Below are 25,019 nucleotides of genomic sequence, written 5' to 3'. Positions count from 1 at the left end.
AGCAATCCTGCGATCCGAAACAGCTCTGGATCCTCCCTTTCATTTGTAGGAAAACTACGCATCGCGCGTGAAAGTGAGACATCGCCCGGGCGGTGCGCGGGCATAAAAAAACCGGCGGTCCGAAGACCGCCGGTCGCAACGTCAATGATTAACGCGCGTTACCGCAATGGTGTAGCCCCGAAGAAACTGTGAAGTCGATCAGACCTCGTAGGCGGACTCGCCGTGCGAGGTGACATCCAGGCCGGTGCGCTCGGCTTCCTCGGCGACGCGCAGGCCGAAGACCATGCGTACCACCAGCAGGATCGCCACGGTGACGACCGCGCACCAGACGATGGTGAAGCCTACGCTGACCAGCTGCACCCATACCTGGTGGCCGATGTCGAGGTCGGCCTTGGTGCCGCCCAGCGACTGCGCGCTGAACACACCGGTGAGCAGCGCGCCGACAATGCCGCCCACGCCGTGCACGCCGAACACGTCGGCGGTGTCATCCACCTTGAGCAGGCGCTTGAGGCCGGTGACGCCCCACACGCAGACCACGCCGGTGACCAGGCCGATCACGATCGCGCCCAGCGGACCCACGGTGCCGCACGCCGGGGTGATGCCGACCAGGCCGGCGACCGCGCCGGACGCCGCGCCCAGCGCGGACGGCTTGCCCTTGCTGACTGCTTCGACCAGGGTCCAGCCCAGCACCGCAGCGGCGGTGGCGAGGATGGTGTTGATGAAGGCCAGCGATGCCACGGTGTCGGCAGCAGCAGCCGAACCGGCGTTGAAGCCGAACCAGCCCACCCACAGCAGCATCGCGCCGATGTAGGTGAACGGCACGTTGTGCGGCTTCAGGGCGGTCTGGCCGTAGCCGATGCGCTTGCCGACGAAGTACGCGGCGACCAGGCCGGCCACGCCCGCGTTGATGTGCACCACGGTGCCACCGGCGAAGTCGATCGCGCCCATCGCACCCAGGTAACCGCCGCCCCACACGATGTGGGCCATCGGGATGTAGCTCAGGGTGAACCACAGCGCCGAGAACAGCAGCACGGCCTTGAACTTGATGCGCTCGGCGAACGCACCGACGATCAGCGCGGTGGTGATACCGGCGAAAGTGGACTGGAACGCTACGAACAGGTAGTCCGGCAGGCCCTTGATCGGCGTGTTACCTACCGAATCGGGCGCAAAGCCCTTGAGGAAGGCGAACTGGGTGAACGAACCGAAGAACTGGTTGCCTTCGCTGAACACCGCGCTGTAGCCGTAGGCCACCCACAGGATCAGCACCAGCGAGAACACCACCAGGATCTGGCTGAGCACCGAGAGCACGTTCTTGGACCGCACCAGGCCGCCGTAGAACAGGGCCAGCCCGGGCACCACCATCAGCAGCACCAGCAGGGTGGAGGTGAGCATCCAGGCGACATCGCCGTGGTCGAAGGTGGGCGCCGCGGCAGCCTCCGCGGCGGCGGCCGGTGCCGTGGTTTCCGGGCCGGGCAGCGGTTCGACGGCAACGGTTTCCGACGGTGCCGGGCTGACCTGGGCCTGGGCATGTGCGGTGCCGGAGAAGGCACCCACGGCCAGCGCGCTGAACAGCATCAACAGGCACACCGCGTGGAACCGGGCCTGCCACCCGGTGAACAAGGAAGTCTTCATTGTGGGCTCCGAGTGGGGTTAGAGCGCGTCCGCGCCGATTTCGCCGGTGCGGATGCGGATGACCTGTTCGACGGCGGTGACGAAGATCTTGCCGTCGCCGATCTTGCCGGTGCCGGCGGCGGTCTGGATCGCTTCAACCACGGCGTCCAGGCGTTCGTCGGTGACCACGGTTTCGATCTTGATCTTGGGCAGGAAATCGACGACGTACTCGGCGCCGCGATACAGCTCGGTGTGGCCCTTCTGGCGCCCGAAGCCTTTCACTTCGGTCACGGTGATGCCCGACACGCCCGCGTCTGAGAGGGCCTCGCGGACCTCGTCGAGCTTGAACGGTCGGATGATGGCGGAGATCAATTTCATGCGCATGTCCCGATGGTGGATGGAACCGGCCCGAAGACGCAGGCCGATGTCAGGTCAACCGGCGGCCACTTGCACATGGCCGCCGGTCGTTGCGCCGGACGTTGCATGGACCGCGATGACGCGGGAGGGAGGTGTGGCCCATGCTGCGCGTCCGGTCTCTCTTTTCCCCTGGTTTTGTCGCGAAGAGCAGCCGACTGACAGTCGGCTCTACCGGGTGGTACGTGCGATTTCCGCGTGGTACGTGCGGATTGGCGCGTGGTACGTGCGATTTCCGCGTGGTACGTGCGGATTGCCGCGTGGTGCGTGCGGATTGCCCGTGGTGCGTGGTGCCGCGTCGTGGCTCCCCAGCCGTGGCGCGTTGGTGCAGAAGCGGTGGCGATGCAGAAGGTGGGAGGGAAGTCCTTCGGCATCGCCACCTGTTGCTCAGACCGCGTAGTACATCTGGTACTCGAGCGGATGGGTGGCGGCACGGAAGCGGGTCACTTCCTGCATCTTCAGCGCGATGTAGCCGTCGATGAAGTCGTCGGTCATCACGCCGCCGGCCTTGAGGAACTCACGGTCCTTGTCCAGCGCTTCCAGGGCCTGGTCGAGGCTGGAGCAGACCTGCGGGATCAGCTTCTCTTCTTCCGGCGGCAGGTCGTACAGGTCCTTGTCGCTCGGTGCGCCCGGGTCGATCTGGTTCTTGATGCCGTCCAGGCCGGCCATCATCAGCACGGTGAAGGTCAGGTAGCCGGACTGGATCGGATCGGGGAAGCGCATTTCGATGCGGCGCGCCTTCGGGTTGGACACCCACGGAATGCGGCACGAGGCGGAGCGGTTGCGGGCCGAGTAGGCCAGCATGACCGGGGCTTCGAAGCCCGGCACCAGGCGCTTGTAGCTGTTGGTACCGGAGTTGGCGAAGGCGTTGATGGCCTTGGCGTGCTTGAAGATGCCGCCGATGTACCACAGCGCCAGCTGGCTCAGGCCGCCGTAGCCGTCGCCGGAGAACAGATTGGTGCCGCCCTTGGACAGCGACTGGTGCACGTGCATGCCGCTGCCGTTGTCACCGACGATCGGCTTGGGCATGAAGGTGGCGGTCTTGCCGTTGCGGTGGGCCACGTTCTTGATGACGTGCTTCATGCGCAGCAGTTCGTCGGCCTTCTGCACCAGGGTGCTGAACTTGGTGCCGATCTCGCACTGGCCGGCGGTGGCCACTTCGTGGTGCTGCACTTCCACTTCGATGCCGACCTGTTCCAGGGTCTTGCACATTTCAGCGCGCAGGTCGTGCAGCGAGTCGGTCGGCGGAACCGGGAAGTAGCCGCCCTTCACTGCCGGACGGTAGCCGCTGTTGGCGCCGTCGTACTTGTCGCCGGTGCTCCAGGCCGCTTCTTCGGATTCAATCTTGAAGAAGGTGTTGCCCATGTCGTTGGCAAAACGGACCGAGTCGAAGATGAAGAACTCCGGTTCCGGGCCGAAGAAGGCCTGCTCGGCGATGCCGGAGGACTTCAGGTAGGCTTCGGCGCGCTTGGCGATGCCGCGCGGGCAGCGGCCATACGGCTGCATGGTGGCCGGGTCGAGGATGTCGCAGGTGATCACCAGGGTCGGGTGCTGGTAGAACGGGTCGACGTAGGCGCTGGACGGGTCGGGCAGCAGGACCATGTCCGATTCGGCAATGCCCTTCCAGCCGGCGATGGAGCTGCCGTCGAACATCTTGCCTTCTTCAAACAGCGACGGTTCCACGATGCTGGCCGGGAACGTGACGTGCTGTTCCACACCACGCATGTCGACAAAACGCAGGTCGACGAACTCGATCTGGTTGTCCTTGATCAGCTTCTCAACATTTTCCACGGACATCGATGAAACCTCGGATGGGTAATTGCCTATGTGTATGCAGCAATCCCCGTGCCAACTTTTCCAGGCAGCCAAGTGGTTGATTTCACACGGCGTGCACCAGACCGGACGCTGAACCGGGCGCACCATATCGGTGCAATCGCCGCACCACGCACACATTTGGTGCGGCGGGTGATGTTTTATGATCACTGCCGCTGCGGGTGCGGCCCGGTTCCAGTCACGGACCGGGCAGCGCCCGGTTACCCACCCCTGCCGGGCGGCGCCCGGCGCTACCGAGTGTTTCGATGTCCGACCTGCTCTCCGCCCTGTTGTTGGGCATTCTTGAAGGCCTTACCGAATTCCTGCCGATTTCCAGCACGGGCCACCTGCTGATCGCCCAGCACTGGCTGGGTGCCCGCTCGGACTTCTTCAACATCGTGATCCAGGCCGGTGCGATCCTCGCGATCACCCTGGTGTTCCGCCAGCGCCTGTGGGCCCTGGCCACCGGCCTGCACGACCGCGCCAACCGCGATTACGTGCTGAAGCTGGGCACCGCGTTCCTGGTCACCGCCATCGTCGGCCTGCCCGTTCGCCTGGCCGGCTGGGAACTGCCGGAGACGGTGACGCCGGTGGCGTGGGCGCTGATCATCGGCGGCATCTGGATGATCCTGGTGGAAGCGCGCACCGCGCGCCTGCCCGACCGCGACGAGGTGACCTGGAAGGTGGCGGTGCTGGTCGGCCTGGCCCAGGTGGTGGCCGGAGTGTTCCCGGGCACCTCACGCTCGGCCGCGGCGATCTTCATCGCCATGCTGTTCGGCCTGAGCCGGCGCGCGGCCGCCACGGAATTCGTGTTCCTGGTGGGCATTCCCACCATGTTCGCCGCCAGTGGCTACGCGTTCCTGGAACTGGCCAAGGAAGGCAGGCTGGCCAGCGAGAACTGGACCGATGTCGGCGTGGCGTTCGTTGCCGCGGTCATCACCGGCTTCGTCGTAGTGAAGTGGTTGCTGGGCTATATCAAGGCACACCGCTTCACCGCGTTTGCGTTCTACCGCATCGCGCTGGGCGCGGGACTGCTGTTGTTCCTGCCTGCCGGCAACTGAACGGCCCACCGCCGCTGCAACCCCATCCGGGGCGCTGCATCGTTATTCCCCGGGTTCCCAAGGAGATGTCCATGAAACGTACCCGCAACCTGATGCTGATCCTGCCGCTGGCCGTGCTCGCCGCGTGCAGCAACCCGTCCACGGACGCCCCGGCCGTGTCCGGCCGCGACGACCTCGCCCCGGCGCCAACCGCGGCTGCCGACCAGAAGGCGGTGGCCAAGCTGGATGTGCAGCGCCTGCAGGGCAACCACTGGGTGCTGGACAGCGCCACCGACGCCAGCGGCAAGCGCATCGATGCGCTGTTCGCGCGCGCCGACAAGCCGGTGACGCTGGACTTCATCGACGGTCGCCTGGCGGTCAGCAACACCTGCAACCGCATGGGCGGGGGCTACACGCTCGCCGACGCCACGCTGACCGTGTCGCCGATGGCCTCGACGATGATGGCCTGCACCGACAAGGCGCTGATGGCGCTGGACCAGGCGGTGGGTTCGCGGCTGGAGGGCGCGTCGAAGACCGAACTGGGCGCCGACGGCCAACTGACCCTGCGTACCGCCAGCGGCGACGTGCTGGTGTTCAGCCCGCAGCCCACGGCTGAAACCCGCTTCGGCGGACCGGGCGAGACCGTGTTCATCGAAGTGGCCGCGCAGACCAAGCCGTGCCCGCACCCGATGATCCGCGACAAGCAGTGCCTGCAGACCCGGGAGATCCAGTTCGACGAGAACGGGATCAAGCAGGGCACGCCGGGGGCGTTCGAGAACTTCTACGACGTGATCGAGGGCTATACCCACGAAGCCGGCACCCGCAACGTGCTGCGGGTGAAGCGCTTCAACGTGGCCAACCCGCCGGCCGATGCCTCTTCGAAGGCGTATGTGCTGGATATGGTGGTCGAGTCGGCGACCGAGCAGTAAGCCTTCGCGGACGGTGTGCACCCACCCACGGTGGGTGCCTGCCGGATTCAGGGCGGTGGTGCACACGGTAGGTACCGACCGTGGGTCGGTACCCCTTCCGTCAGCGCAGCGCCGGGTTCAACGTGTAGGTGCCATGCAACGTGGCTTCAGCCAGCACGTGGCCGTGCATCGCCTTGAACACGTCGGCAGCGGTGAACGGCGCGGGCAGGTCGAGCGTGGCCACGTCCAGCGCGAACAGCCGGAAGAAATAGCGGTGCACGCGCGCGTCGTTGAACGGCGGGTACGGGCCGTCGTAGCCCAGGTACTGCCCGGCCATCTCCGGGTTGCCGGCAAACCAACCGGTGAAATCATTCAGGCCCTGGCGCGCGCCAGCCGGACCGGACGGCTGCGCCTTGCCCTTGGCAACGAAGCCGTCGCTGCAGCTGCCTTCGGCAATCTCGCGCAGGTCGGCCGGAATATCGGCCATCGCCCAATGGGTGAACGCCGCACGGGGCTGGTCGGCGGGCACGCTGCAGTCGGTGCGGCCCACGGTGTCCGGCACGGTCGGCACATCCGGGTCGATGCACAGCAGGGCGAACGAGCGCGTGCCCTGCGGCACGTCGCTCCAGGCCAGCGGCGGATTGCGGTTGGCGGCGAAGCCATCGGCATCGCCGGCCGCGAACGTACTGTCGATGGGCGCGCCGTTGCGCAGGCGGGTGCTGGTCAGTTGCATGCAGGTCTCCTTACGCTTCGGTATAGCCAAGCCGCACTGCGACCGGGGTGAGCTGGGCGAATGCGGCCGCCAGCACGTCGCTGTACTGGCGCCAGTGGCCGGGCGGCAGACGCGCCGGGCCCAGCGTCTGCGCCGGCGGGAACTGCACGCCGAACAGGCGGCCCAGGTGATCGGCCATGGCCGCCGGGTCGTTGCCGATCTCGTCGATACGCACCAGCGCATGCGGGTACAGGTCCTGCTCGTGCAGCGTGGCGATCTGCGCCAGCGCGCGGGCCAGCCATTCGGCCGCTTCATGCACCGAATTGACCGCGAACGGTGCCGGCGCGCCGTGCGCCAGCCATTCCAGCAGCATGTCGCGCGGATCGCGCAGCACCAGCAGCAGGCGGCCCTCCGGCAGCTGCGGGCGCAGCGCCCACAACAGCGCGTTGTCCCACCACAGCAGCCAGTCGATCACGTTGCCGTCGGCCAGGCCACGTGCCGGCAGTGCGGCGCGCCACTGCGCCACCAGCTGTTCCGGCGCCAGCTTGCCGGTGGAGAGGTCCTGCAGCGTGTGGTAGCTCTGGAAGGCATCGTTGGGCGGGGTCGGGCTGAAGCGATCGCCCCGCACCACCGGGCTCGCCGCCGCGATGGCCGCAACCACGCGCTCCACGTTCGAGCCGGGAGCGCCCCAGATGAACATCGGGCGGGCCGCCACGTCCGCAGCAATTGCGCCCATGTCCGGCCAGCTCAGCGGCGCCTTGGCCTGCGGTGGCAGCGGCAGACGGTTGCCGGCCTCGCTGGCGTGCACGCTGGTCCAGGTGGCCAGCGCGGCGGCGTACTGCCCGGCGCGGTCCTGCACCGACCCGAGCCAGGCGCGCACGCCCGGCTTGCCTTCGGCCGGCGCCTGCTCGACCAGCTGCTGGACGTGCGCCACGGCGGCAGCCGGGTCCCGCGCCAGCAGCGCATCGACCACGCGCATTTCCCCGCTGCCGCGGCCCGGTTCCAGCGCGATGATGCGGCGCGCGATGGCTTCGGCGGCCTCGGCTTCGCCGTTCATGTCGTGCAGGCGCATGCGGGTTTCCAGCGCGGCCATGTGGCCGGGCATGGCCTCCATCCAGCGCTCGGCGACGGCAGCCGCGTCGGCACTGCCCACCGGCTCGACCGACAACCGCGCCAGCCACAGGTTGTGTTCGCCCGGATGGGTGGCCAGGGTGGCGTCCAGGGTGTCGCGGGCCTGCTGCTCACGGCCCAGGCGCTGCCATGCCATGAGCAGCAGCTGCAGGGTCTGGCGGTCGGCCGGCCACTGTTCCAGCACCGGCAACAGGTGGTCGATGGCCTGCAGCGGCTCGCCGGACTGCAGGGCCAGTTCACCGGCCAGGCGGCGCATGGCCGGGGTGTCGGTGTCGGGCTGGGACAGCACCTGGCGCACCGTGGCGGCCGCCGATTCGATGTTGCCCTGGCGCAACGCCAGCTGCACCAGCAGGCCCTGCAGCGAGGTGATGCCGGGATTGATCTCCAGCACGCGGCGGAAGGCCTGTTCGGCGAAGGCCAGCAGGTCCTTGCCCATGTAAGCGAAGCCCAGCGCGTACAGGATGCGCGCGTCGTTGGGCAGCGCTTCGCTGGCCGCCGACAGCAGCGCCAGGGCGCGGTCGGTATCGTTTCGGCGCAGCGCGACCATGCCGCCCAGCGCGATCACTTCGGGATGGTCTTCGTCCACCCGCGCCGCAGTGCGGGTGATCTTCTCGGCTTCGTCCACGTCGTTGCGCGACAGCGCCAGGTGGGCCTGCATCAGGTAGGCCGAGAGCTCGTTGGGGTTGAGCGCGGCGGTGCGGTCCAGCGCGCCGGTGGCCGCATCGAACTGGCGCAGGGCCAGCAGCAGCCCGGCGTGCTGCAGATGCATCTCGGCACTGTCCGGGGCCAGGTCCAGCCCGCGCTGCAGGCTGGCCAGTGCGGCATCATGCTGGCCCTGCTGCTGCAACGCCAACGCCAGCAGGCGGTGCGCCTGCGGCTGCTCCGGCTCGGCCTGGATCCATTCGCGCGCCAGCTGCGCGGCTTCGTCCGCTGCGTTGCGGCGCAGGGCTTGGAGAATCGTGTCTTGCATGACGGTCCAGCGTGGGGTCAAACCCTGATTGTAGAACACCGGCGGCACTGCGCCCCTGCGGCGCTCAGCGCAGCGCTTCCAGGCCCAGGCGCTGGGCGACCCAGCGCTCGGAGAAGCCGTCGCCGCGCCAGTTTTCAAGGAACCCGCAGTGCCCGCCCCATGGGGCGATCTCCAGCCGGGCATGCGCCGGTAGGCGCCAGCCATGGAAGGTGGCGTAGGGAATGACCGGGTCGTCCTGGGCCATCAGGATGTCGGCCGGTACTTCCAGCCCGGCCAGGCGGTCGCCAGCAATCGAGTAGCCGTCGAAATAGGCCTGCAGGGTGCCAAACTCGGTGTGGTGTTCGACCAGCCACGCGGTCAGCGCGCGGATGTCCAGCTTCAGCACGCGGTCGTCCCAGTCGCTCAGCTCGGGGAACAGGTCGCGCTTGCGCCGCAGCGACACCGCCCACTTGCGACGGAAATACCAGTCGTACATGGCCGGGCCGTTTTCGATGCTTTCCATGGTGATGCCCGGGTCCAGCACCGGGCACACCGAGGCCACCCGGCGCAGCGGCACCCCGGCCGCAGGCGCACGCAGCGCCAGCCGCAGCACGAAGTTGCCGCCCAGCGAGTAGCCGGCCGCCACCAGCGGCAGCTGCGGGAAGCGCCGGGCGATGTCGCCGGCGGCCTGCACCACTTCATCGATCAGGTTGGAGTGGAAAATGCCGGGGTTGAGGTGGTGGGTGTTGCCGTGATCGCGGAAATTCAGCCGCACCACGTCATACCCGGCCTCCAGCATGCGCGCGGCGGTCATGCGCATGTAGCTGGATTCGGCACTACCCTCCCAGCCATGCAGCAGCAGCGCCATGCCGACCGGCTCGCGGCCTTCGATGCGGCTGTGCCAGCCCTGCAGGCGCACGCCGCCACCGCCGTCCAGGATGAGCTCTTCGGTGACCGCGCCGGTCGCGGCCAGCAGCGCCAGGCCGCGCTGCATCCGCATGCGGCTGGAGCTGAGCATCGACTGCAGGTGCGGGTTGCGCAGCCAACGCGGCGGACAGTAGTCGGCAGCGGTCAACATGGCGCTAGGGCGCGGTCATGGCCGCCACGATGCGCGCACGCGAGGTTTCCGCGATGCGGCGACGGCCTTCCAGGTCGTGGCTGCCAATGGGCGCGAGGAAATGCACCTCGGCCCGCCGTGCCGGCTCTCCCAGCAGGCGCAGGAAGTTGGCGAAGAAGCTTTCGCGCGCGCCGAACGCGACCACGGTCTGGGCATTGCCCCTGTCGCCGTAACGCAGCGCTACCGGTTGCACCGGTACGTGGGTTTCCACGGCGGCCTGGAAGATGCGGGCATGGAACGGCCCTACTTCCTGCCCACCGCGGGTCCGCCCTTCCGGGAACACCCCGACGGCCTTGCCTTCCTGCAGGCGCTCGACCATGACCTGCATGACCCCGCCGAGCGACTCGGTGCTGCCGCGCTGGTGGAAGATGGTCTGGCCACGGGCGGCCAGCCAGCCGACCACCGGCCAGTCGGCGATCTCGCGCTTGGCCACGAACCCCATCATGCGCTGGCTGTGCAGCATGCAGATGTCCACCCAGCTGACATGGTTGGCCACGAACAGCACCGCGCCCGGCAACGGCGTTCCGATGCGGTGCAGGCGGAACCCGAAGATCCACATCAGACCACCCGACCAGACGTTCACCAGCAGGTGCTCAAGCGTACGACCGCCCACGCGCAGGTTTCCCCACGGCGGCAGCATGCCGATCAGGAGCAGCGGCAGGAACAGCAACAGGTGGATGAGCAGCAGGGGAACGCGGTACAGATAACGGCATACGCGCGCCACGCCGCCACGCGAGGCCGAAGGGGGGGAAGTCATCCGCGCACGATACCCCAGCACTGCGGGGTCTGCCAGCAGGTCGGGAGCAACCGCCTGCCAGCGCCCCGCCAACCGCCAGCGGGGGTCAAGGCCGGACCGCCGGCACCACCGCCAGGGTCAGCCGCGAGGTGCACACCAGCTTGCCGGCCTCGTCTTCGATGCGGATGTCCCACACCTGCGTGCTGCGGCCCACGTGCAGGGCCCGCGCGGTGCCGGTGACGGTGCCGCCGCGCTGGGCGCGGATATGGTTGGCATTGATCTCCAGCCCCACGCAGACCTGCTGGGTGGTGTCCACGCACAGGTTGCCGGCACTGCTGCCCAGGGTTTCGGCCAACACCACCGAGGCCCCGCCATGCAGGATCCCGTAGGGCTGCCGGGTCCGCGCGTCGACCGGCATGGTGGCGCTGACCCAGTCGTCGCCGGCGGCGGTGAACACGATGCCCAGGTGCTCGATCAGGGTGTTGCGGCTGAGTGCGTTGAGCGCCTCGATCGAAACCGGTTCGCGGAATACCTGGGCCATGCGGCGTCTCCGTGCAGCGAAAGAAAATTACAGGATGGGAACCAGCCCGGCGCCGAACGCGGTGAGCATGCGCACCAGCAGCCATTTCGGGCCGACGTTGACCTCGGGGAAATCGCCCACGGCGGTGTAGCAGCTGTGGAACGCAGGGTCCTGCCGGCGCAGCGGTTCGGGGCAGTCCGGGCCCGGCTGGAATTCGTAATCGGTGGCGTAGCGCCAGGGCCAGAAGTCGAGCACCGGCAGAGCTTCGGACGCCTTGCCCACGCTGTAGTTCAGCCCCGACAGCACCGGCGGCTTGGTGCGCGGCGCCACCACCCAGGAGTTCTTCGGGTGGATGTCGCGCAGGATGCTCTGCGCCAGCGCCTCGGCAAAGGCGGGGTCGTCGATGATCACCGCGCCTTCGGTGTTGTAGTTCTCGCTGCGCGGGTCGAAGTTGTGGGTGCCGATCACGCCGATGCGGCGGTCCACCACCAGCGACTTGGCATGCAGGCCCATGCGCGCGCCGCTGCGGGTAACCGGCAGCGGCTTGTTCACGGCCTTGGTGCCCAGGAAGGAGGGACGGGTTTCGGCGCGCAGCACACGCCGTTCGACCACGCTGCCGTCGCTGCGTGGGCGGGCGGCGGGGCCCGGGGTCGGCTGCGGGCGCACCGCATCGGTGGCGGCGCCGGGCTCACCCACCGCGGCCTCGGCGGGCGAAGCGGGGCTGGCCTGCGCGCTGCGCCGGTTGCTGTCGCGGCTGCCGCTGCCGCGGGCGTTGCTGCCGGCCGCGCTGCCCCCGAGCAGGCTGCTGCCGCGGGCGTTGCTGCGGGTCGGGGTGCCGAGCGGGGCCGGTACCAGGTTGCGGTAGTCGACCGGCGCGTCCAGCGGGAACGGCTTGTATTCGTAGATGTTGAAGCCCAGCTCGCGCAGGTTGCGGCGTTTGTACTTGTAGGACAGCGCGTAGACGATGGGGTTGTCGGTGGCGGCCAGGCTGTTGGTGGACACCACCACGCGCGGGGGCTGGTCGCGTTTGCGCAGCGCTTCGAACAGCTTGCGCGCCGGCTTGGACAGCACCAGGTACGGGGTCTGCAGCAGCACTTCGGTCTGCGCGTTGGCGATCAGCGAATCCAGCTGCGGTTCGGTAACGTGCTGGCCGCCACTGGGGTGGCGGGCGGTTTCGCGGCGGTGCTTGCGCGGCAGGTCGGCCACGTAGCGCACCGGGCCGACCGGGAACGCGGTGTCGACGAACATCCGCTGGATGTAGGCTGGGTCCACGGCTTCTTCCAGCACCTGCTCCACCCGCTCGGGGCGGCGGTATTCGGCCGCTGGCATGGGCGGGGCACCGTGCTTGAGCAGGGTGCGCCCGACATCGTTCAGGCGCTCGGCCGGCACGCTGCGCGGGGCGTTCCAGAACGCTTCGAAATTGGCGGCCATGCCGCGCGCCACCGGCCCGGCCACCACGACGTCGCGGTCGCGGAAGTTGTATTCGCTGTCCCAGTCGTAATAGTCGTCCTGGTAGTTGCGCCCGCCCACCACGCCCAGCGCGTCGTCGATCACCAGCAGCTTGTTGTGCATGCGCTGGTTGAAGCGGCGGAAGCAGCACAGCACGCTGCCGGCGTAATCGGCGTAGTTCAGCTTGGCCTTGCCGAAGGTCGGGTTGTACACCCGCAATTCGAAATTCCGGTGGCTGCTGGCGAGCGCGCCCAGGATTTCCAGGTCCGAGATCGCCGAGAGCTGGTCGATCAGCACGCGCACCTTGACCCCGCGCCGGGCGGCGGCCAGCAGCTCGTCCAGGACCAGCCGGGCGCTGTCGTCCTTGTCGAAGATGTAGGTCTGCAGGTCGATGCTGCGGGTGGCGCTGCGGATCAGGTTGAGCCGTGCCACCAACGTGGTTTCGCCTTCGTCCAGGATGGTGGCGAAGTGCCGTGGCGCGCCGGCGGTGGATTCACTGAAGGCCTGGCCGCCCAGCGCGCGCAGCGGCGAATCCAGCGCGCAGCGGTCGGGCTGTTCGCACTCCACCACCTGCGAGCGCGCCTGCACGGCGATCGCGGCGGCCTTGTCGCGCTCCGCATTGGACAGCGACGCACAACCGCTGCCCAGCAACAGCGTTGCCAGCAGCAACAGCCGCAGCAGGGGGTTCACGGTTTCGGCGCCTCGAGGAGGCGTGCACGCAATACGAAGGTCACTCGATCACTCAGGGCTAGCTGCCAGCTGTCCATTCCATACCGTCCACGCTGCACGGTACCGCGGCTGACCACATCGCAATCATACCCGGCCCGGGGGCAGGCCGCCGGCTCCACCTTCAGGACTTCCGGGTGGGACACCCCGCGCAGGATCAGCTGGCCCTCGATCACCCCGCCCTGGTGGACCGGGTCGGGCCAGTACGGCTTGGAGTCGAATTCAACCACCGGGTAGCGGTTGGCGTCGAAGAACTCCTCGCCACGCATCCAGGCGGTGTAGCGATCCTTGCCGGGAATTTCCACGTAGCGGCTGAACATGCGCAGGTGGACCTGGTGGCGGCCGTCGGGCAGCACGTCGACCCGGCCCTCAAAGCGCGGGAACACCCCTGCGATGCGCTGGCCCAGGCGAGTGCGGATCTCGAACCCGAAGTGGGAACGGGCCGCATCTACCTGGAGGACCTGCAGCGGCCGCTGGGCGGCCGCCGCCAGCGGATTGGGGGTGGAGGCCGGCATCGGCGGTTCGGACAGCGCCGACCCCGCCGCCAGCAGAAGCAGACAGCCCAACAGCGTGCGTACTGCTTTCACTGCTTACGGCCACCAGAACGCGGCCAGTGCCGCCACACCGGGCTCAATGGCCTTTTCCTTGTCGAGCTGGAGCACCGCGATGCCGGCCGGCGGCATGCCGCGGTAATCGCCGGTGCTGCCCTCGCTCATCAGCGCCACCAGCTGTTCCAGCCCCGGGTTGTGGCCCACCACCAGCAGCCGGTCGACATCCTTGCGGTCGTCGATCAGACCGATCAGGGTCCCGGGCGTGGCCTCGTACACCGCGTCTTCCAGCTTCTGTTCCACATAGCCGGTGATGGCCAGCACGGCTTCGAGCGTCTCGCGGGTACGCCGGGAGGGCGAACACAGCACGCAGTCGGGCCGCAGGTTGTTTTCCTTGAGCCACTTGCCGGCCGCCTCGGCTTCAGCCAAGCCGACCGAGGACAGTGGCCGGTCGAGGTCGGCCTGGCCGGTACTGGCAGGTTCGGCATGGGCGTGGCGCAACAGGATCAATTCTCGCATAGGGTTCTCTTCCGGCTCAGGCTTGCTTCAACCACTGCAGCAGTGGCTCCCAGTCACTCTGGTGCTCGCGCACCTGCGCGGAGCGGTAATCAAACAGGCTTCGGCCCAGGCCGGTCATCACCACGTACCCCTGGGTGTCGCGCAGCTGCGCCACCACCGGGTAGGGCCATTCCTTGAGCATCTCGTGGGCCTGGCGCGAGGTCTGGGTCCATGGCTTGGTGCGGTTGAGCACCAGCCCCACCGGCAGCTTGCGCTTGTGCACCCTCGGCACCTTGGACAGGGTGTTGAGGAAGCCGACGATGGCTTCGATGTCCAGCGCCGACGGCAGGACCGGCACCACCACGGCGTCGGCGGCGTCCAGGAAGACGTCCAGTTCGTCGGCGCGGGCCCCCGCCGGGGCGTCGATGATCAGCACCTCGGTGTCGTCGGGCACCTGCTTCAGGGGGTTCCTGCCGCTGGCGTCGACCGGCAGCACCGCGCTTTCCAGTTCGGCACGGCGTTCGGCCCAGCGGGTGCTGGAGCCCTGCGGGTCGGCGTCGGCCAGTACGGTCCGTTTGCCGGCCAGGGCGGCCTGCGCCGCCAGGTGGGTGGCAATGGTGGATTTGCCCACCCCACCCTTGGAACCGGCTACCAGGATCGTCTTCATGCCAGCCTCGCTTCCGGGGAACGAGGTCCGAGCGTACACCGCCCTCCGTGATGGAGATAGTCGCGCGGCTGAACCCCTGTACCGCCCGCCGCTTTGCTATCGTGCGCGATCCAAGGGAATGCATGCCGGCATGAGCGAGTTACAGGACCTCAGCGCGTTGATCCGCGCCAATACCCCACTGATCGTGATCGAGACCCAGGACGAGGGTCGTGTGGTGGAGCTGTTCCGGCAGACCCTGATGCATGTGTGGCGGGCCCTGCACCGCTGGTCGATCACCGAAGGCCTGCGCCGGATCGACATGGACCGCGAGGATGACCCGGTTGGCGCGCCCGATGCCAGTTCGGCCCTGCAGATGATCCGCCAGGCCGACCAGCGCGGCATCTACCTGCTGCTGGATTTCCATCCCTACCTGGGGTATGCCAGCCACCAGCGTGCGCTGCGCGATCTGATCCAGCGCCGCCACTGCGAGGCCCACGTCCTGGTGCTGGTGGGCGCCAAGGTGGAACTGCCGGCCGAGCTGGAAGCGCTGGCGACCCGCTTCAACCCGCGCCTGCCCGACCCCAACGCGCTGCTCAAGATGCTGCGCGAGGAAGTGGCCGACTATGCGCGCGAGAACGGCGGCCGCCGCGTGGAAGTGGACAACGATGCAGTCAAGCAGATCCTGCACAACCTGCGCGGGCTGAGCCTGGTCGACGCACGGCGGATCGCACGCCAGCTGATCTTCGCCGATGGCGCGATCAGCCAGGACGACCTGCCGCAGCTGGCCAAGCTCAAGTTCGAGCTGCTCAACCGCGCCGGGCACCTGCACTACGAATACGACACCACCCGCTTCGCCGACGTAGCCGGGGCCAACCGGCTCAAGCGCTGGGTCAACCAGCGCCGCGCGGTGTTCCTGGGCGGCCAGGGGCCGGCCGGGCTGGACCCGCCCAAGGGCATGCTCCTGCTGGGCGTGCAGGGCTGCGGCAAATCGATGCTGGCCAAGGCTACCGCGGCCGGCTTCGGGGTGCCGCTGCTGCGCCTGGACTTCGGCAGCCTGTATGACAAGTTCCATGGCGAAACCGAGAAGAACCTGCGCGAGGCGCTGGCCTCGGCCGAGCAGCTGGCCCCGTGCGTGCTGTGGATCGACGAGATCGAGAAGGGCCTGGCCAGCGGCGGGGAGGATGGCGGCGTGTCACGCCGCGTGCTCGGCCACCTGCTGACCTGGCTGGCCGAGCGCAAGAGCATGGTGTTCATCGTGGCCACCGCCAACCAGGTGCACGAACTGCCGCCCGAACTGCTGCGCAAGGGGCGTTTCGATGAGATCTTCTTCGTCGACCTGCCCGACGCCAACACCCGGGTGGAACTGCTGCGCCTGCACCTGGGCCGGCGCCGGCTCAACGCCGACGACTTCGCGCTGCCGGCGCTGGCCGCGGCCAGTGATGGATTCTCGGGCGCGGAAATCGAACAGGCGGTGGTGGCCGGGCTGTACGCGGCGCATGCCGAACAGCGCACGCTGGATACCGACCTGCTGATGACCGAGATCCGCGGCAGCCGGCCGTTGTCGGTGCTGATGGCCGAGCAGGTCAACGGCCTGCGCGAGTGGGCCAGGGGCCGTACGGTCAGCGCGGACGCGTGACGTGCAGCCGGGGAAACGCCGTCAGGGGGCGGCGATGCGATCCAGCAGCCACGCCCAGGCCGGCAGGGTGAGCAGCGACAGCAGGATGCCGTAGCCGACCATCGCTGCCGCCAGCCGCGGCGCCAACCGGTGCGAGATCGCCAGCGCGGCGGCGGTGATCATGCTCGGCATCGCCGATTCCAGCACGTTCACCTGCAGCATCGCGCCCTGCAGGCCGAACGCCCAGCCGATCGGCAGCGCCAGCGCCGGCATCACCAGCAGCTTGAGCAGCAGGCCCACCCCCAGCGGGGCGAGCTCTTCGCGCGTCAGCCGCAGCCGGATCGACAACCCCACCGCCAGCATCACCAGCGGCAGCATGGCGTCGGCCAGCTGCTTCAGACCCGCGCCGATCCAGCCCGGCGGATGCTCCGGCATCAGCGTCAATGCGAACAGCAACGCCCACAATGGCGGGAAGCCCGCGATGCGCCTCAGTACCTGGCGTGCGCTCGGCGGGGTGTCGCCGCTGTAGCGTGCAATCACGTACAGCCCGAACGTGGACAGCAGCACGAAGGTGCCGAACTGGTCGTAGACCACCGCGTACGGCAGGGCGTGGTCGCCCAGCAGCGCGCGCACCATCGGGTAGCCGATGAAGCTGGAGTTGGCCAGCGCCACGCAGATCAGCAACACGGCATGCACGTCGCGTGCGAAGCCGAGCACGCGCGTGGCCAGCGCCACCAGCACCAGGGTGGCGCCCATCAACAGCCACGGCGTCAGCACCAGCCCGACCAGGCCGGTGTCCAGCTGCAGGCGTGGCACATAGGTCAGCACCGCCGCCGGCAGGCACACCAGCAGCACCACGCGGTTGAGCACTTCGGCACTGGTGTCGGGCAACGCGCGCAGGCGCGAGAACAGCATGCCCAGGCCGAGCAGGGTGAGGATCAGGGCGAACGCATCGAAAGCCATCCCGACAGCCTAGCCGAACCCTACGCGGCACCGGCCCCGACCATGGTCGAAGCCGGCGCGGAGCCTCAGCCGATCAGGGCCAGGCCGGCGGTTGTGCCGCCCAGGCCTGCTGCACTTCGGCCAGGCTGGCGCGCTCGCTGTCGCGCCAGGTCGGCAACAGCTGTGCATACCCGGTGCTGGTGCTCCAGCGCTGCGGCTCGGTGCGGACCGCGGCGGCGTACCACTTCACCGCCTCGTCCTTCCGACCGAGCGTCCACAACGCCAGGGCGTAGGTCGGTGGCACCCACGAAGCATTCCCGCGCAGGCCCTGCTGGGCGTTGTGCCATTGCGCCAGGGCGGCTTCGGCATCGCCCTGGCGGAACAGGTCCCAGCCATGGTTCCAGCGCACCATGCGGCCCGGCACCGAGCTGGCCGCGGCGTTCTTTTCCGCGTCGGCGTAGAGCTCGCGGCCCAGCTCCGGGCGGCCCTGTGCATAGGCCACGCTGGCCAGCTGCACGGTGGCTTCCAGTGCCTTGCGGCCGCGTTCGCGCTGTTTCATCAATTGATCGACGACATCACTGCTGTCGGCAGGTACGACCACGGGCGCGACCGCAGCCACGTCGTCATCGAAGTAGAACTCCTGCAGTGTCGGCAACGATTGCGCCGACGCCCCGAACACCGTCATCCCCGCCGCCAGCACCATGCCGGTCAGCCTGTTTCTTGCCACTGCCATACAAACTCCCCCAGGTTGTCACAACAACCTCCCTCCCCGATCCTAACCGCAGCATGGCCCCGGATGCGAGTCCTGGGGGGTGGAAATTGCCCGACTGTTACAATTCCGGCCTTTCCGGCCACCCAGGGTGGTGGCCGTGCCAGCCGTCAGCACGGGCCAGCCATGACCAGCACCGCCGAACTTACCTCGCCTTCGTCCGCCAACCTGCCGGCCCCGCCGCTGGACGACAGCTACACGCTGGACCACAAGTACACCCGTACCGATGGCCGCATCTACCTGAGCGGGGTGCAGGCGCTGGTGCGCCTGCCGCTGATGCAGCAGCTGCGCGACCAGGCCGCCGGGCTGGACACCGCCGGCTTCATCAGCGGCTACCGCGGCAGCCCGCTGGGCGGCTTCGACCTGGAACTGTGGCGCGCCCGCCAGCACCTGGAGGCGGCGAAGGTGAAGTTCACCCCCGGCCTCAACGAGGACCTCGGCGCGACCATGGTCTGGGGCACCCAGCAGACCAACCTGTTCCCCGGGGCCAGGGTCCAGGGCGTGTACGGCATGTGGTACGGCAAGGGCCCCGGCGTGGACCGCTGCGGCGATGTGTTCAAGCACGCCAATGCGGCCGGTACGTCCGTGCACGGTGGCGTGCTGGCGCTGGCCGCCGACGACCACGCCTGCCGCAGCTCCACCCTGCCGCACGGCAGCGAAGATGAATTCGTCAGCGCGATGATGCCGGTGCTCAACCCGGCCGGCGTGCAGGACATCCTGGACATGGGCCTGCTCGGCTGGGCCATGAGCCGTTACACCGGGCGCTGGATCGGCTTCAAGACCATCGCCGAGACGGTGGAATCGTCCGCGTCGGTGCAGGTGGACCCGTTCGCGCGCCGGATCGTGCTGCCGGACGACTTCGAGATGCCCGCCGGCGGGCTCAACATCCGCTGGCCGGACCCGCCGCTGGACCAGGAAATGCGCCTGCACCGCTATGCGGTCAAGGCCGCGCAGGCGTTCGCCCGCGCCAACGGCATCGACCGGGTGGTGATGGATTCGCCGCGCGCGCGACTGGGTATCGTCACCACCGGCAAGAGCTACCTGGACGTGCTGCAGGCACTGGAATACCTGGGCCTGGACGAGCGCGCCTGCGCCGACATCGGCATCCGCGTGTACAAGGTCGGCATGACCTGGCCGCTGGAGCCGGAAGGCATCGCGCGCTTCGCCCAGGGGCTGGAAGACATCGTGGTGGTGGAGGAGAAGCGCGCCTTCATCGAGCGCCAGATGAAGGAGCAGTTCTTCAACTGGCCGTCCAGCTGGGGCCAGCGCCCGTCCATCGTGGGCAAGTACGACGAAGCCGGCCAGTGGATCCTGCCGTCCACCAACGAACTTACCCCGGCCACCATTGCCGGGGTGATCGGGCGCCGCATCCAGCGCTTCTTCACCAATGACTCCATTGAACAGCGCCTGCGCTGGATGGATGCCAAGGAGGCCGAACTGGCACTGCCGCGTGCCAGCTTCCCGCGCGTGCCGCATTACTGCTCGGGCTGCCCGCACAACACCTCCACCCGGGTGCCGGAAGGCTCGCGCGCGCTGGGCGGCATCGGCTGCCACTACATGGTCACCTGGATGGACCGCAGCACCGACACCTTCACCCACATGGGCGGGGAAGGCGTGACGTGGGCCGGGCAGGCCGCGTTCACCGATACCGAACACGTGTTCCAGAACCTGGGCGATGGCACCTATTTCCACAGCGGCTCGCTGGCGATCCGCCAGGCGATCGCCGCCGGGGTCAACATCACCTACAAGATCCTCTACAACGACGCGGTGGCGATGACCGGTGGCCAGCCGGTGGACGGCACCCTGACCGTGCCGCAGATCGCCCACCAGATGCGCGCCGAAGGCGTGCAGACGATCGTGCTGGTGAGCGATGAGATCGGCAAGTGGAACAAGCGCGAGCTGTTCCCCGAGGGCGTGGAATTCCACGACCGCGCCGAGCTGGATGCAGTGCAGAAGCAGCTGCGCGAGGTCAAGGGCACCAGCATCCTGATCTACGAACAGACCTGCGCCACCGAGAAGCGGCGCCGCCGCAAGCGCGGCAAGCTGGTCGACCCGCCCAAGCGGGTGGTGGTCAATTCGCTGGTCTGCGAGGGCTGCGGCGACTGCGGGCAGAAGAGCTTCTGCGTGTCGGTGCTGCCGAAGGAAACCGAATTCGGGCGCAAGCGCGACATCGACCAGTCCAACTGCAACAAGGACTATTCGTGCACCACCGGCTTCTGCCCCAGCTTCGTCACCGTGCACGGCGGCAAGCCGCGCAAGGGCGCGCGCAGCGACCGCAGCGACCTGCTGCAGAACCTGCCGGCGCCGACCTTCCGCACCGCGCTGGAGCAGCCCTGGAACATCCTTATCACCGGCGTCGGCGGCACCGGCGTGGTGACCATCGGTGCACTGCTGGGCATGGCCGGCCACTTGGAAGGCAAGGGTGCCAGCGTGCTCGACCAGACCGGCCTGGCCCAGAAGGGCGGCGCGGTCACCACCCATATCCGCATCGCACGCACCCCGGAACACATCCACGCGGTGCGCATCGCTGCCGGTGAAGCCGACCTGGTGCTCGGCTGCGACATGGTGGTGGTCAACGACTACTGGGCGCTGTCGAAGGTCCGCGCCGAGCGCTCGCAGGTGGTGCTCAATACCTATGAAGCCATGCCGGGCACCTTCACCACCCGCCCGGACATGCAGTTCCCCGCCGCCGACATCATCGCCGGCATCCGCGTGGCGCTGGGCGGGCGCGAGCCGCTGCTGCTGGACGCCACCCAGCTGGCGACCGCGCTGCTGGGCGATGCGATTGCCTCCAACCTGTTCATCCTGGGCTACGCCTGGCAGCAGGGCCTGGTGCCGATCTCGTTCGAGGCGCTGATGCGCGCGGTAGAGCTCAACGGCGCGGCGGTGCAGATGAACCAGCAGGCGTTCGCCTGGGGCCGGTTGGCCGCGGTGGACCCGCAGGCGGTGCAGCAGGCCGCCGGCCTGGTCCGCAACGGCCATACCGATGCCGAGCGCACCCCGGGCCCGCTGCACGACCTGCCGCCGGGCGAGTGGGAGGGCAACGAATGGGGCGCCACCGCCGCGCCGCGCGAGACCGGCGACGAGCGCGAACTGCGTGGGCTGCCCGGGCATGCCGGCGACGACGTTGCCTTCCTTCCGCTGGACGACGAACGCCTGTCGCGTTCGCTGGACGAGCTGGTGGAACGCCGCGTGCGCTTCCTCACCGAGTACCAGGATGCGGCCTATGCGGCTCGCTACCGTGCGCTGGTCGACCGCGTGCGCACGGCCGAGTGGGACAAGGCCGGCAGCACCGCGCTGACCGAGACCGTGGCGCGCTACTACTTCAAGCTGATGGCCTACAAGGACGAGTATGAAGTGGCGCGCCTTTACACCAGCGGCGAATTCCAGCGCCGGCTGCAGCAGCAGTTCGAGGGCGACTTCGAAGTGCGCTTCCACCTCGCCCCGCCGCTGTTTGCGAAGAAGGACGAGCAGGGCCGGCTGATCAAGCAGGAGTACGGGCCGTGGATGCTCAAGGCGTTCGGCGTGCTGGCGAAGTTGAAGTTCCTGCGCGGTGGCACGTTCGACATCTTCGGGCGTACCGAAGAGCGCCGGGGCGAGCGCCAGCTGATCGCCGATTACGAGCAGACCGTGGCACTGCTGCTGGAAGGGTTGAGCGATGACCGCGTTGCGTTGGCGGTGGAGATTGCCAGCATTCCGGAACATATCCGCGGCTATGGGCATGTAAAGGAAGCGCACCTGCACAAGGCCAAGGCGCGGGAAGCGGTGCTGCTGGCGCAGTGGCGCAACCCGAAGGCGCTGCATATCGTGCAGGTGGCGTAAGGACACGCCACGCGTGTCCGGACGGTACGGAAGGCAACATACATATTGCGTATGCGAAGGCAAGCCATAGGTTGCCTCATGCCGCCGATACATTGATCTCCCCTGAGTCACCGAACGACGACATTCACCTGATGTCGCCGTTCGGTTACTCTTCCCTGAATGTAAGCGATCGACTGCATGACGATGGGAGCGATCAATGAAACGGCTTGCCTCGATTCATATGTAAGCGTTCGCATACACTTGCAATGATGTGTTCGCTCGCTTACATTTTGGACATGGCTACGTTCAAGACCGCGGAAGATGTCGGCAATATCGTCCGTCAGCGACGCAAGGCACTGGGATGGGATCAAGCGCGCCTGGCCGCCGAATCCGGCGTCAGCCGCCAATGGGTCGTGGATATCGAGAAGGGCAAGCCGCGTGCAGAGCTGCAGCTGGTGTTGCGGGTAATGAACGTGCTCGGCCTGAGGCTGGCAGCCGCAGATCCGCAAACGGAGGCCGACCGCATTACCATCCCGGCTGCGGGGCTGGACGACATCCTTGACCGCCACCGCGCGGTTCCTGCGGCATCACAACAACAGAAAGACCCGCATCGCCTGCCGCTGTCGTATGCCCAGATCCTGGAACGTGCACGCGCTGCCACCGGCCACAACAGCACAGTGGAACCACTGCGCGTCCATGAAACGCCCCAGTCGTACGCCAGCAAGCAGCGGAAACCAAAATGAGCCTTCACGTTCTGATGCAAGGTGTACCCATGGGTACGTTGCGTCAGGATGCGCACGGCAACCCGCACTTCACGTACACCCCTGAATGGCGGGGCGCGGACGGTGCCTTCCCGCTGTCGCTGTGCCTGCCGCTCACCGCAGCCAGCCACGCGCCCGGCACCGTGGCGGCTGTGGCCTGGGGACTGCTGCCGGACAACGACACCACGCTCCAAGGCTGGGCGTCGCGTTTCCACGTATCGCCACGCAATCCGGTTTCCCTGCTTGCACACGTGGGCGAAGACTGCGCGGGCGCTGTCCAGTTCGTCGCATCCGAGCGCGTTGAAGCGGTCATCGCAGGCGAGGCCGACGGCATCGAACCCTTGAGCGATGCGCAGGTCGCCGCGCGCCTTTCGCAGGTCCGGCACGACGTCGGCAGCGGTCGCTGGCTTGGCGATATTGGCCAGTTCAGTCTCGCCGGCGCGCAGGCCAAGATTGCATTGCTGAAAACGGCGGACGGCTGGGCGGTGCCCAGCGGACGTATTCCCACAACACACATCCTCAAACCACCCGGCGGTGACTACAACGGCTTCGTCGAGAACGAGATGTTCTGCCTGCGCCTTGCCCGCGCGTTGGGCATGCCGGCGGCGTTCTCCGAGAAGATCGAGATGGACGGAGAATCCGCCATCTGCGTGGAACGCTATGACCGCAAGCGTACCGCCGACGGATGGATCCGCATCCACCAGGAGGATTTCTGCCAGGCGCTGGGCGTCATGCCGCAGATCAAGTACCAGAACCAGGGCGGGCCCGGCGCCGCTGACCTTGCGGATGTCCTGTGGCAACACGCCAGGCATCCGAAAGAAGACGTGGAGATGCTGTTCCGGGCCTTGGTATTCAACTATCTGATTGGCGGGACCGATGCACACGCCAAGAACTACTCGCTGCTTGTGGACAGCGAGCAGGTTCGCCTGGCGCCGCTTTACGACATCTCCAGCGCACTGCCCTACCCGCAGCTGCAGAAGCGCAAGATCAAGCTCGCCATGAAAGTCGGCAGCCACTATCGCTGGTGGGACATCACCTTGTGCGATTGGCAGGCTACCGCCACGGCCATGCGCCTGGCCCCGGCCGTTGCGATGGAGATGCTGGCCAGCATGGCGCTCGAGCTTCCCCGCGTGGCCGAGGAGCAGCGCGTGCTGTTGGAACACGAGGGTATCCAACACCCTGTTCTGGAAACACTGGTCCAGGAGATCGCCTCCAGCTGCCAGCGCTGCCTGGCCAAATTTTCCACGGAAGCCTGATCGCCCGCGACGCCAGGCGCGGAGGCTCATGGACCCGACAACGCCCGCATATCGAGGCCGAATGCGTCAGCCAGAAACACCCACGCCCGCAGGCTCGTCTATGATCGGGCGACGACAGGGATGATCGGAGGCGGCTGATGGACGATGACAGGAAACCGCGCGGGCCCCGGGTCCTGAAGGTTCAGGACCCCGTCCACGACGCCCAGCTTCTGCGCGACGTGGCGATCATCAACACCCAGACAATCCAAGCACTCGGGGCACTGCCACCGGGTGGATTACCGATCCTGCCCTAGCGCAGGCCGCTTCCGCTGTTGACGGGAACACCGATGCCCACGGGGCGCGATGATGAGGAAAGTGCGATGCCGAAGATCCCCATGCAGGTTGCCGCCGTCGCCAGCCTGGCTTTGGCGGCCTGCGCCACGCCCGGGGCGGCCACGCCCACGGCCACACAGATCAAGGAGAACGCGACGGTGTCGTCAGTCCGCTATAGCTATCCCGAGACACCAGTATTGACCAGCGGTGAATTGGTACCCGAAGGCGATCCCGCCATCTCGGCGAAGATGAACTACAAGCCGGTGGAATGGCCGCTGCGGTTTGAGAAGCATAGCTTCGAGCCGCGCTGTTATGACACGCTCGAGTGCCAAGTTGTTTACGCCGGATTCTCCTTTGGCCGCGACAAGCCCACCAAGTCTTCAGCGTCCTACGGCGATGATTACCTCAAGGGATGGAACGGGAGCTACGGTGCTATCCCCAACTTTGTTGCCCCAGCAAAGGTTACCTGGAGGTCGAAGGACGGAGCTTTGCACGAAGCCGAGATTGATATCGGGGCCATCTTCAAAGACGAACTGGTTCGCCACTTCGTTCCACGTGAAGAGGCCGCTGACCTCCCAGATGGAAAGAACGAAAGTGTTCCTTCCATCCTTCTGGAGGTTAATGACCGCACCATTCGCTTGTACATGAAGGCGTCGATTCCAACGAAGCATCTTCAGGACCCTGGGAATCGCTACAGCACCTCGCGCCGTGATCTTGTGCTGGTGAGAACGTATACCTATTGAGCA

Annotated in this window: 21 protein-coding genes; 7 read left to right on the top strand and 14 right to left on the bottom strand. The window is 67.5% G+C overall.

Annotated elements, in window-relative coordinates:
• Window positions 1–198: 198 nt before the first annotated feature.
• The 3 genes from ACIGII_RS12760 to glnA all read right to left on the bottom strand — a co-directional run bounded on the left by ACIGII_RS12760 (window position 199) and on the right by glnA (window position 3,822).
• Window positions 199–1,632, bottom strand: a complete 1,434-nt coding sequence (locus ACIGII_RS12760) for an ammonium transporter (protein WP_399638611.1) — start codon at window positions 1,630–1,632, stop codon at window positions 199–201.
• A gap of 18 nt (window positions 1,633–1,650) precedes the next feature.
• On the bottom strand, window positions 1,651–1,989 hold the full coding sequence (locus ACIGII_RS12755; protein WP_145480702.1) for a P-II family nitrogen regulator: 339 nt from the start codon (window positions 1,987–1,989) through the stop codon (window positions 1,651–1,653).
• Between the two features lie 423 nt (window positions 1,990–2,412).
• The gene (gene glnA / locus ACIGII_RS12750; RefSeq protein WP_399657539.1) at window positions 2,413–3,822 is read right to left on the bottom strand and encodes a type I glutamate--ammonia ligase; all 1,410 of its coding nucleotides are present in this window, start codon (window positions 3,820–3,822) and stop codon (window positions 2,413–2,415) included.
• A gap of 281 nt (window positions 3,823–4,103) precedes the next feature.
• Between glnA and ACIGII_RS12745 the strand changes: the two genes are divergently transcribed.
• Window positions 4,104–4,898, top strand: a complete 795-nt coding sequence (locus ACIGII_RS12745; RefSeq protein WP_399638607.1) for an undecaprenyl-diphosphate phosphatase — start codon at window positions 4,104–4,106, stop codon at window positions 4,896–4,898.
• A 65-nt stretch (window positions 4,899–4,963) separates the two neighbouring features.
• Window positions 4,964–5,806 (top strand): META domain-containing protein, encoded by an 843-nt coding sequence (locus ACIGII_RS12740; RefSeq protein ID WP_399638606.1) that lies wholly within the window; start codon window positions 4,964–4,966, stop codon window positions 5,804–5,806.
• A 100-nt stretch (window positions 5,807–5,906) separates the two neighbouring features.
• Here ACIGII_RS12740 and ACIGII_RS12735 read toward each other — a convergent pair whose 3' ends face one another.
• From ACIGII_RS12735 to ACIGII_RS12695, 9 genes are all read right to left on the bottom strand, one after another.
• A complete protein-coding gene (locus ACIGII_RS12735) occupies window positions 5,907–6,518 on the bottom strand; it encodes a YbhB/YbcL family Raf kinase inhibitor-like protein (protein WP_399638604.1) in 612 nt (203 codons plus the stop codon).
• 10 nt (window positions 6,519–6,528) lie between these two features.
• Complete coding sequence (locus tag ACIGII_RS12730) at window positions 6,529–8,598, bottom strand: tetratricopeptide repeat protein (RefSeq protein WP_399638602.1); 2,070 nt, start codon at window positions 8,596–8,598, stop codon at window positions 6,529–6,531.
• Between the two features lie 64 nt (window positions 8,599–8,662).
• Window positions 8,663–9,655: a YheT family hydrolase gene (locus tag ACIGII_RS12725; RefSeq protein ID WP_399638600.1), complete on the bottom strand. Its 993-nt coding sequence runs from the start codon at window positions 9,653–9,655 to the stop codon at window positions 8,663–8,665.
• Window positions 9,656–9,659: 4 nt separating this feature from the next.
• Window positions 9,660–10,451: a lysophospholipid acyltransferase family protein gene (locus ACIGII_RS12720; protein WP_399638599.1), complete on the bottom strand. Its 792-nt coding sequence runs from the start codon at window positions 10,449–10,451 to the stop codon at window positions 9,660–9,662.
• An 85-nt stretch (window positions 10,452–10,536) separates the two neighbouring features.
• Entirely contained in the window at window positions 10,537–10,971 is a 435-nt protein-coding gene (locus ACIGII_RS12715; protein WP_399638597.1) for a hotdog fold thioesterase, read from the bottom strand.
• A 27-nt stretch (window positions 10,972–10,998) separates the two neighbouring features.
• Window positions 10,999–13,089 (bottom strand): phospholipase D family protein, encoded by a 2,091-nt coding sequence (locus tag ACIGII_RS12710; RefSeq protein ID WP_399638596.1) that lies wholly within the window; start codon window positions 13,087–13,089, stop codon window positions 10,999–11,001.
• Window positions 13,086–13,640: a YceI family protein gene (locus tag ACIGII_RS12705; RefSeq protein ID WP_399638746.1), complete on the bottom strand. Its 555-nt coding sequence runs from the start codon at window positions 13,638–13,640 to the stop codon at window positions 13,086–13,088. The genes ACIGII_RS12710 and ACIGII_RS12705 overlap by 4 nt, the downstream gene beginning before the upstream one ends.
• 75 nt (window positions 13,641–13,715) lie before the next feature.
• Window positions 13,716–14,192: a SixA phosphatase family protein gene (locus ACIGII_RS12700; RefSeq protein ID WP_399638594.1), complete on the bottom strand. Its 477-nt coding sequence runs from the start codon at window positions 14,190–14,192 to the stop codon at window positions 13,716–13,718.
• Window positions 14,193–14,208: 16 nt separating this feature from the next.
• Complete coding sequence (locus ACIGII_RS12695; protein ID WP_399638592.1) at window positions 14,209–14,838, bottom strand: ParA family protein; 630 nt, start codon at window positions 14,836–14,838, stop codon at window positions 14,209–14,211.
• 130 nt (window positions 14,839–14,968) lie between these two features.
• Between ACIGII_RS12695 and ACIGII_RS12690 the strand changes: the two genes are divergently transcribed.
• Window positions 14,969–16,453 (top strand): AAA family ATPase, encoded by a 1,485-nt coding sequence (locus tag ACIGII_RS12690; protein ID WP_399638591.1) that lies wholly within the window; start codon window positions 14,969–14,971, stop codon window positions 16,451–16,453.
• 21 nt (window positions 16,454–16,474) lie between these two features.
• Here ACIGII_RS12690 and ACIGII_RS12685 read toward each other — a convergent pair whose 3' ends face one another.
• Window positions 16,475–17,395: an AEC family transporter gene (locus tag ACIGII_RS12685; protein ID WP_399638590.1), complete on the bottom strand. Its 921-nt coding sequence runs from the start codon at window positions 17,393–17,395 to the stop codon at window positions 16,475–16,477.
• A 73-nt stretch (window positions 17,396–17,468) separates the two neighbouring features.
• On the bottom strand, window positions 17,469–18,107 hold the full coding sequence (locus tag ACIGII_RS12680) for a tetratricopeptide repeat protein (RefSeq protein ID WP_399638588.1): 639 nt from the start codon (window positions 18,105–18,107) through the stop codon (window positions 17,469–17,471).
• 162 nt (window positions 18,108–18,269) lie between these two features.
• On the opposite strand from ACIGII_RS12680, the gene ACIGII_RS12675 reads away from it, so the two are divergent.
• From ACIGII_RS12675 to ACIGII_RS12660, 4 genes are all read left to right on the top strand, one after another.
• Complete coding sequence (locus tag ACIGII_RS12675) at window positions 18,270–21,965, top strand: indolepyruvate ferredoxin oxidoreductase family protein (RefSeq protein WP_399638587.1); 3,696 nt, start codon at window positions 18,270–18,272, stop codon at window positions 21,963–21,965.
• 275 nt (window positions 21,966–22,240) lie between these two features.
• On the top strand, window positions 22,241–22,687 hold the full coding sequence (locus tag ACIGII_RS12670; protein ID WP_399638585.1) for a helix-turn-helix transcriptional regulator: 447 nt from the start codon (window positions 22,241–22,243) through the stop codon (window positions 22,685–22,687).
• Complete coding sequence (locus ACIGII_RS12665) at window positions 22,684–23,961, top strand: type II toxin-antitoxin system HipA family toxin (protein ID WP_399638583.1); 1,278 nt, start codon at window positions 22,684–22,686, stop codon at window positions 23,959–23,961. The genes ACIGII_RS12670 and ACIGII_RS12665 overlap by 4 nt, the downstream gene beginning before the upstream one ends.
• A gap of 359 nt (window positions 23,962–24,320) precedes the next feature.
• Window positions 24,321–25,016 (top strand): hypothetical protein, encoded by a 696-nt coding sequence (locus ACIGII_RS12660; protein WP_399638582.1) that lies wholly within the window; start codon window positions 24,321–24,323, stop codon window positions 25,014–25,016.
• Window positions 25,017–25,019 lie beyond the last annotated feature (3 nt).

This window comes from Stenotrophomonas sp. NPDC077420, assembly GCF_044543385.1.
GTDB lineage: Bacteria > Pseudomonadota > Gammaproteobacteria > Xanthomonadales > Xanthomonadaceae > Stenotrophomonas.
This window is presented reverse-complemented; position numbering and strand designations above follow the sequence as displayed.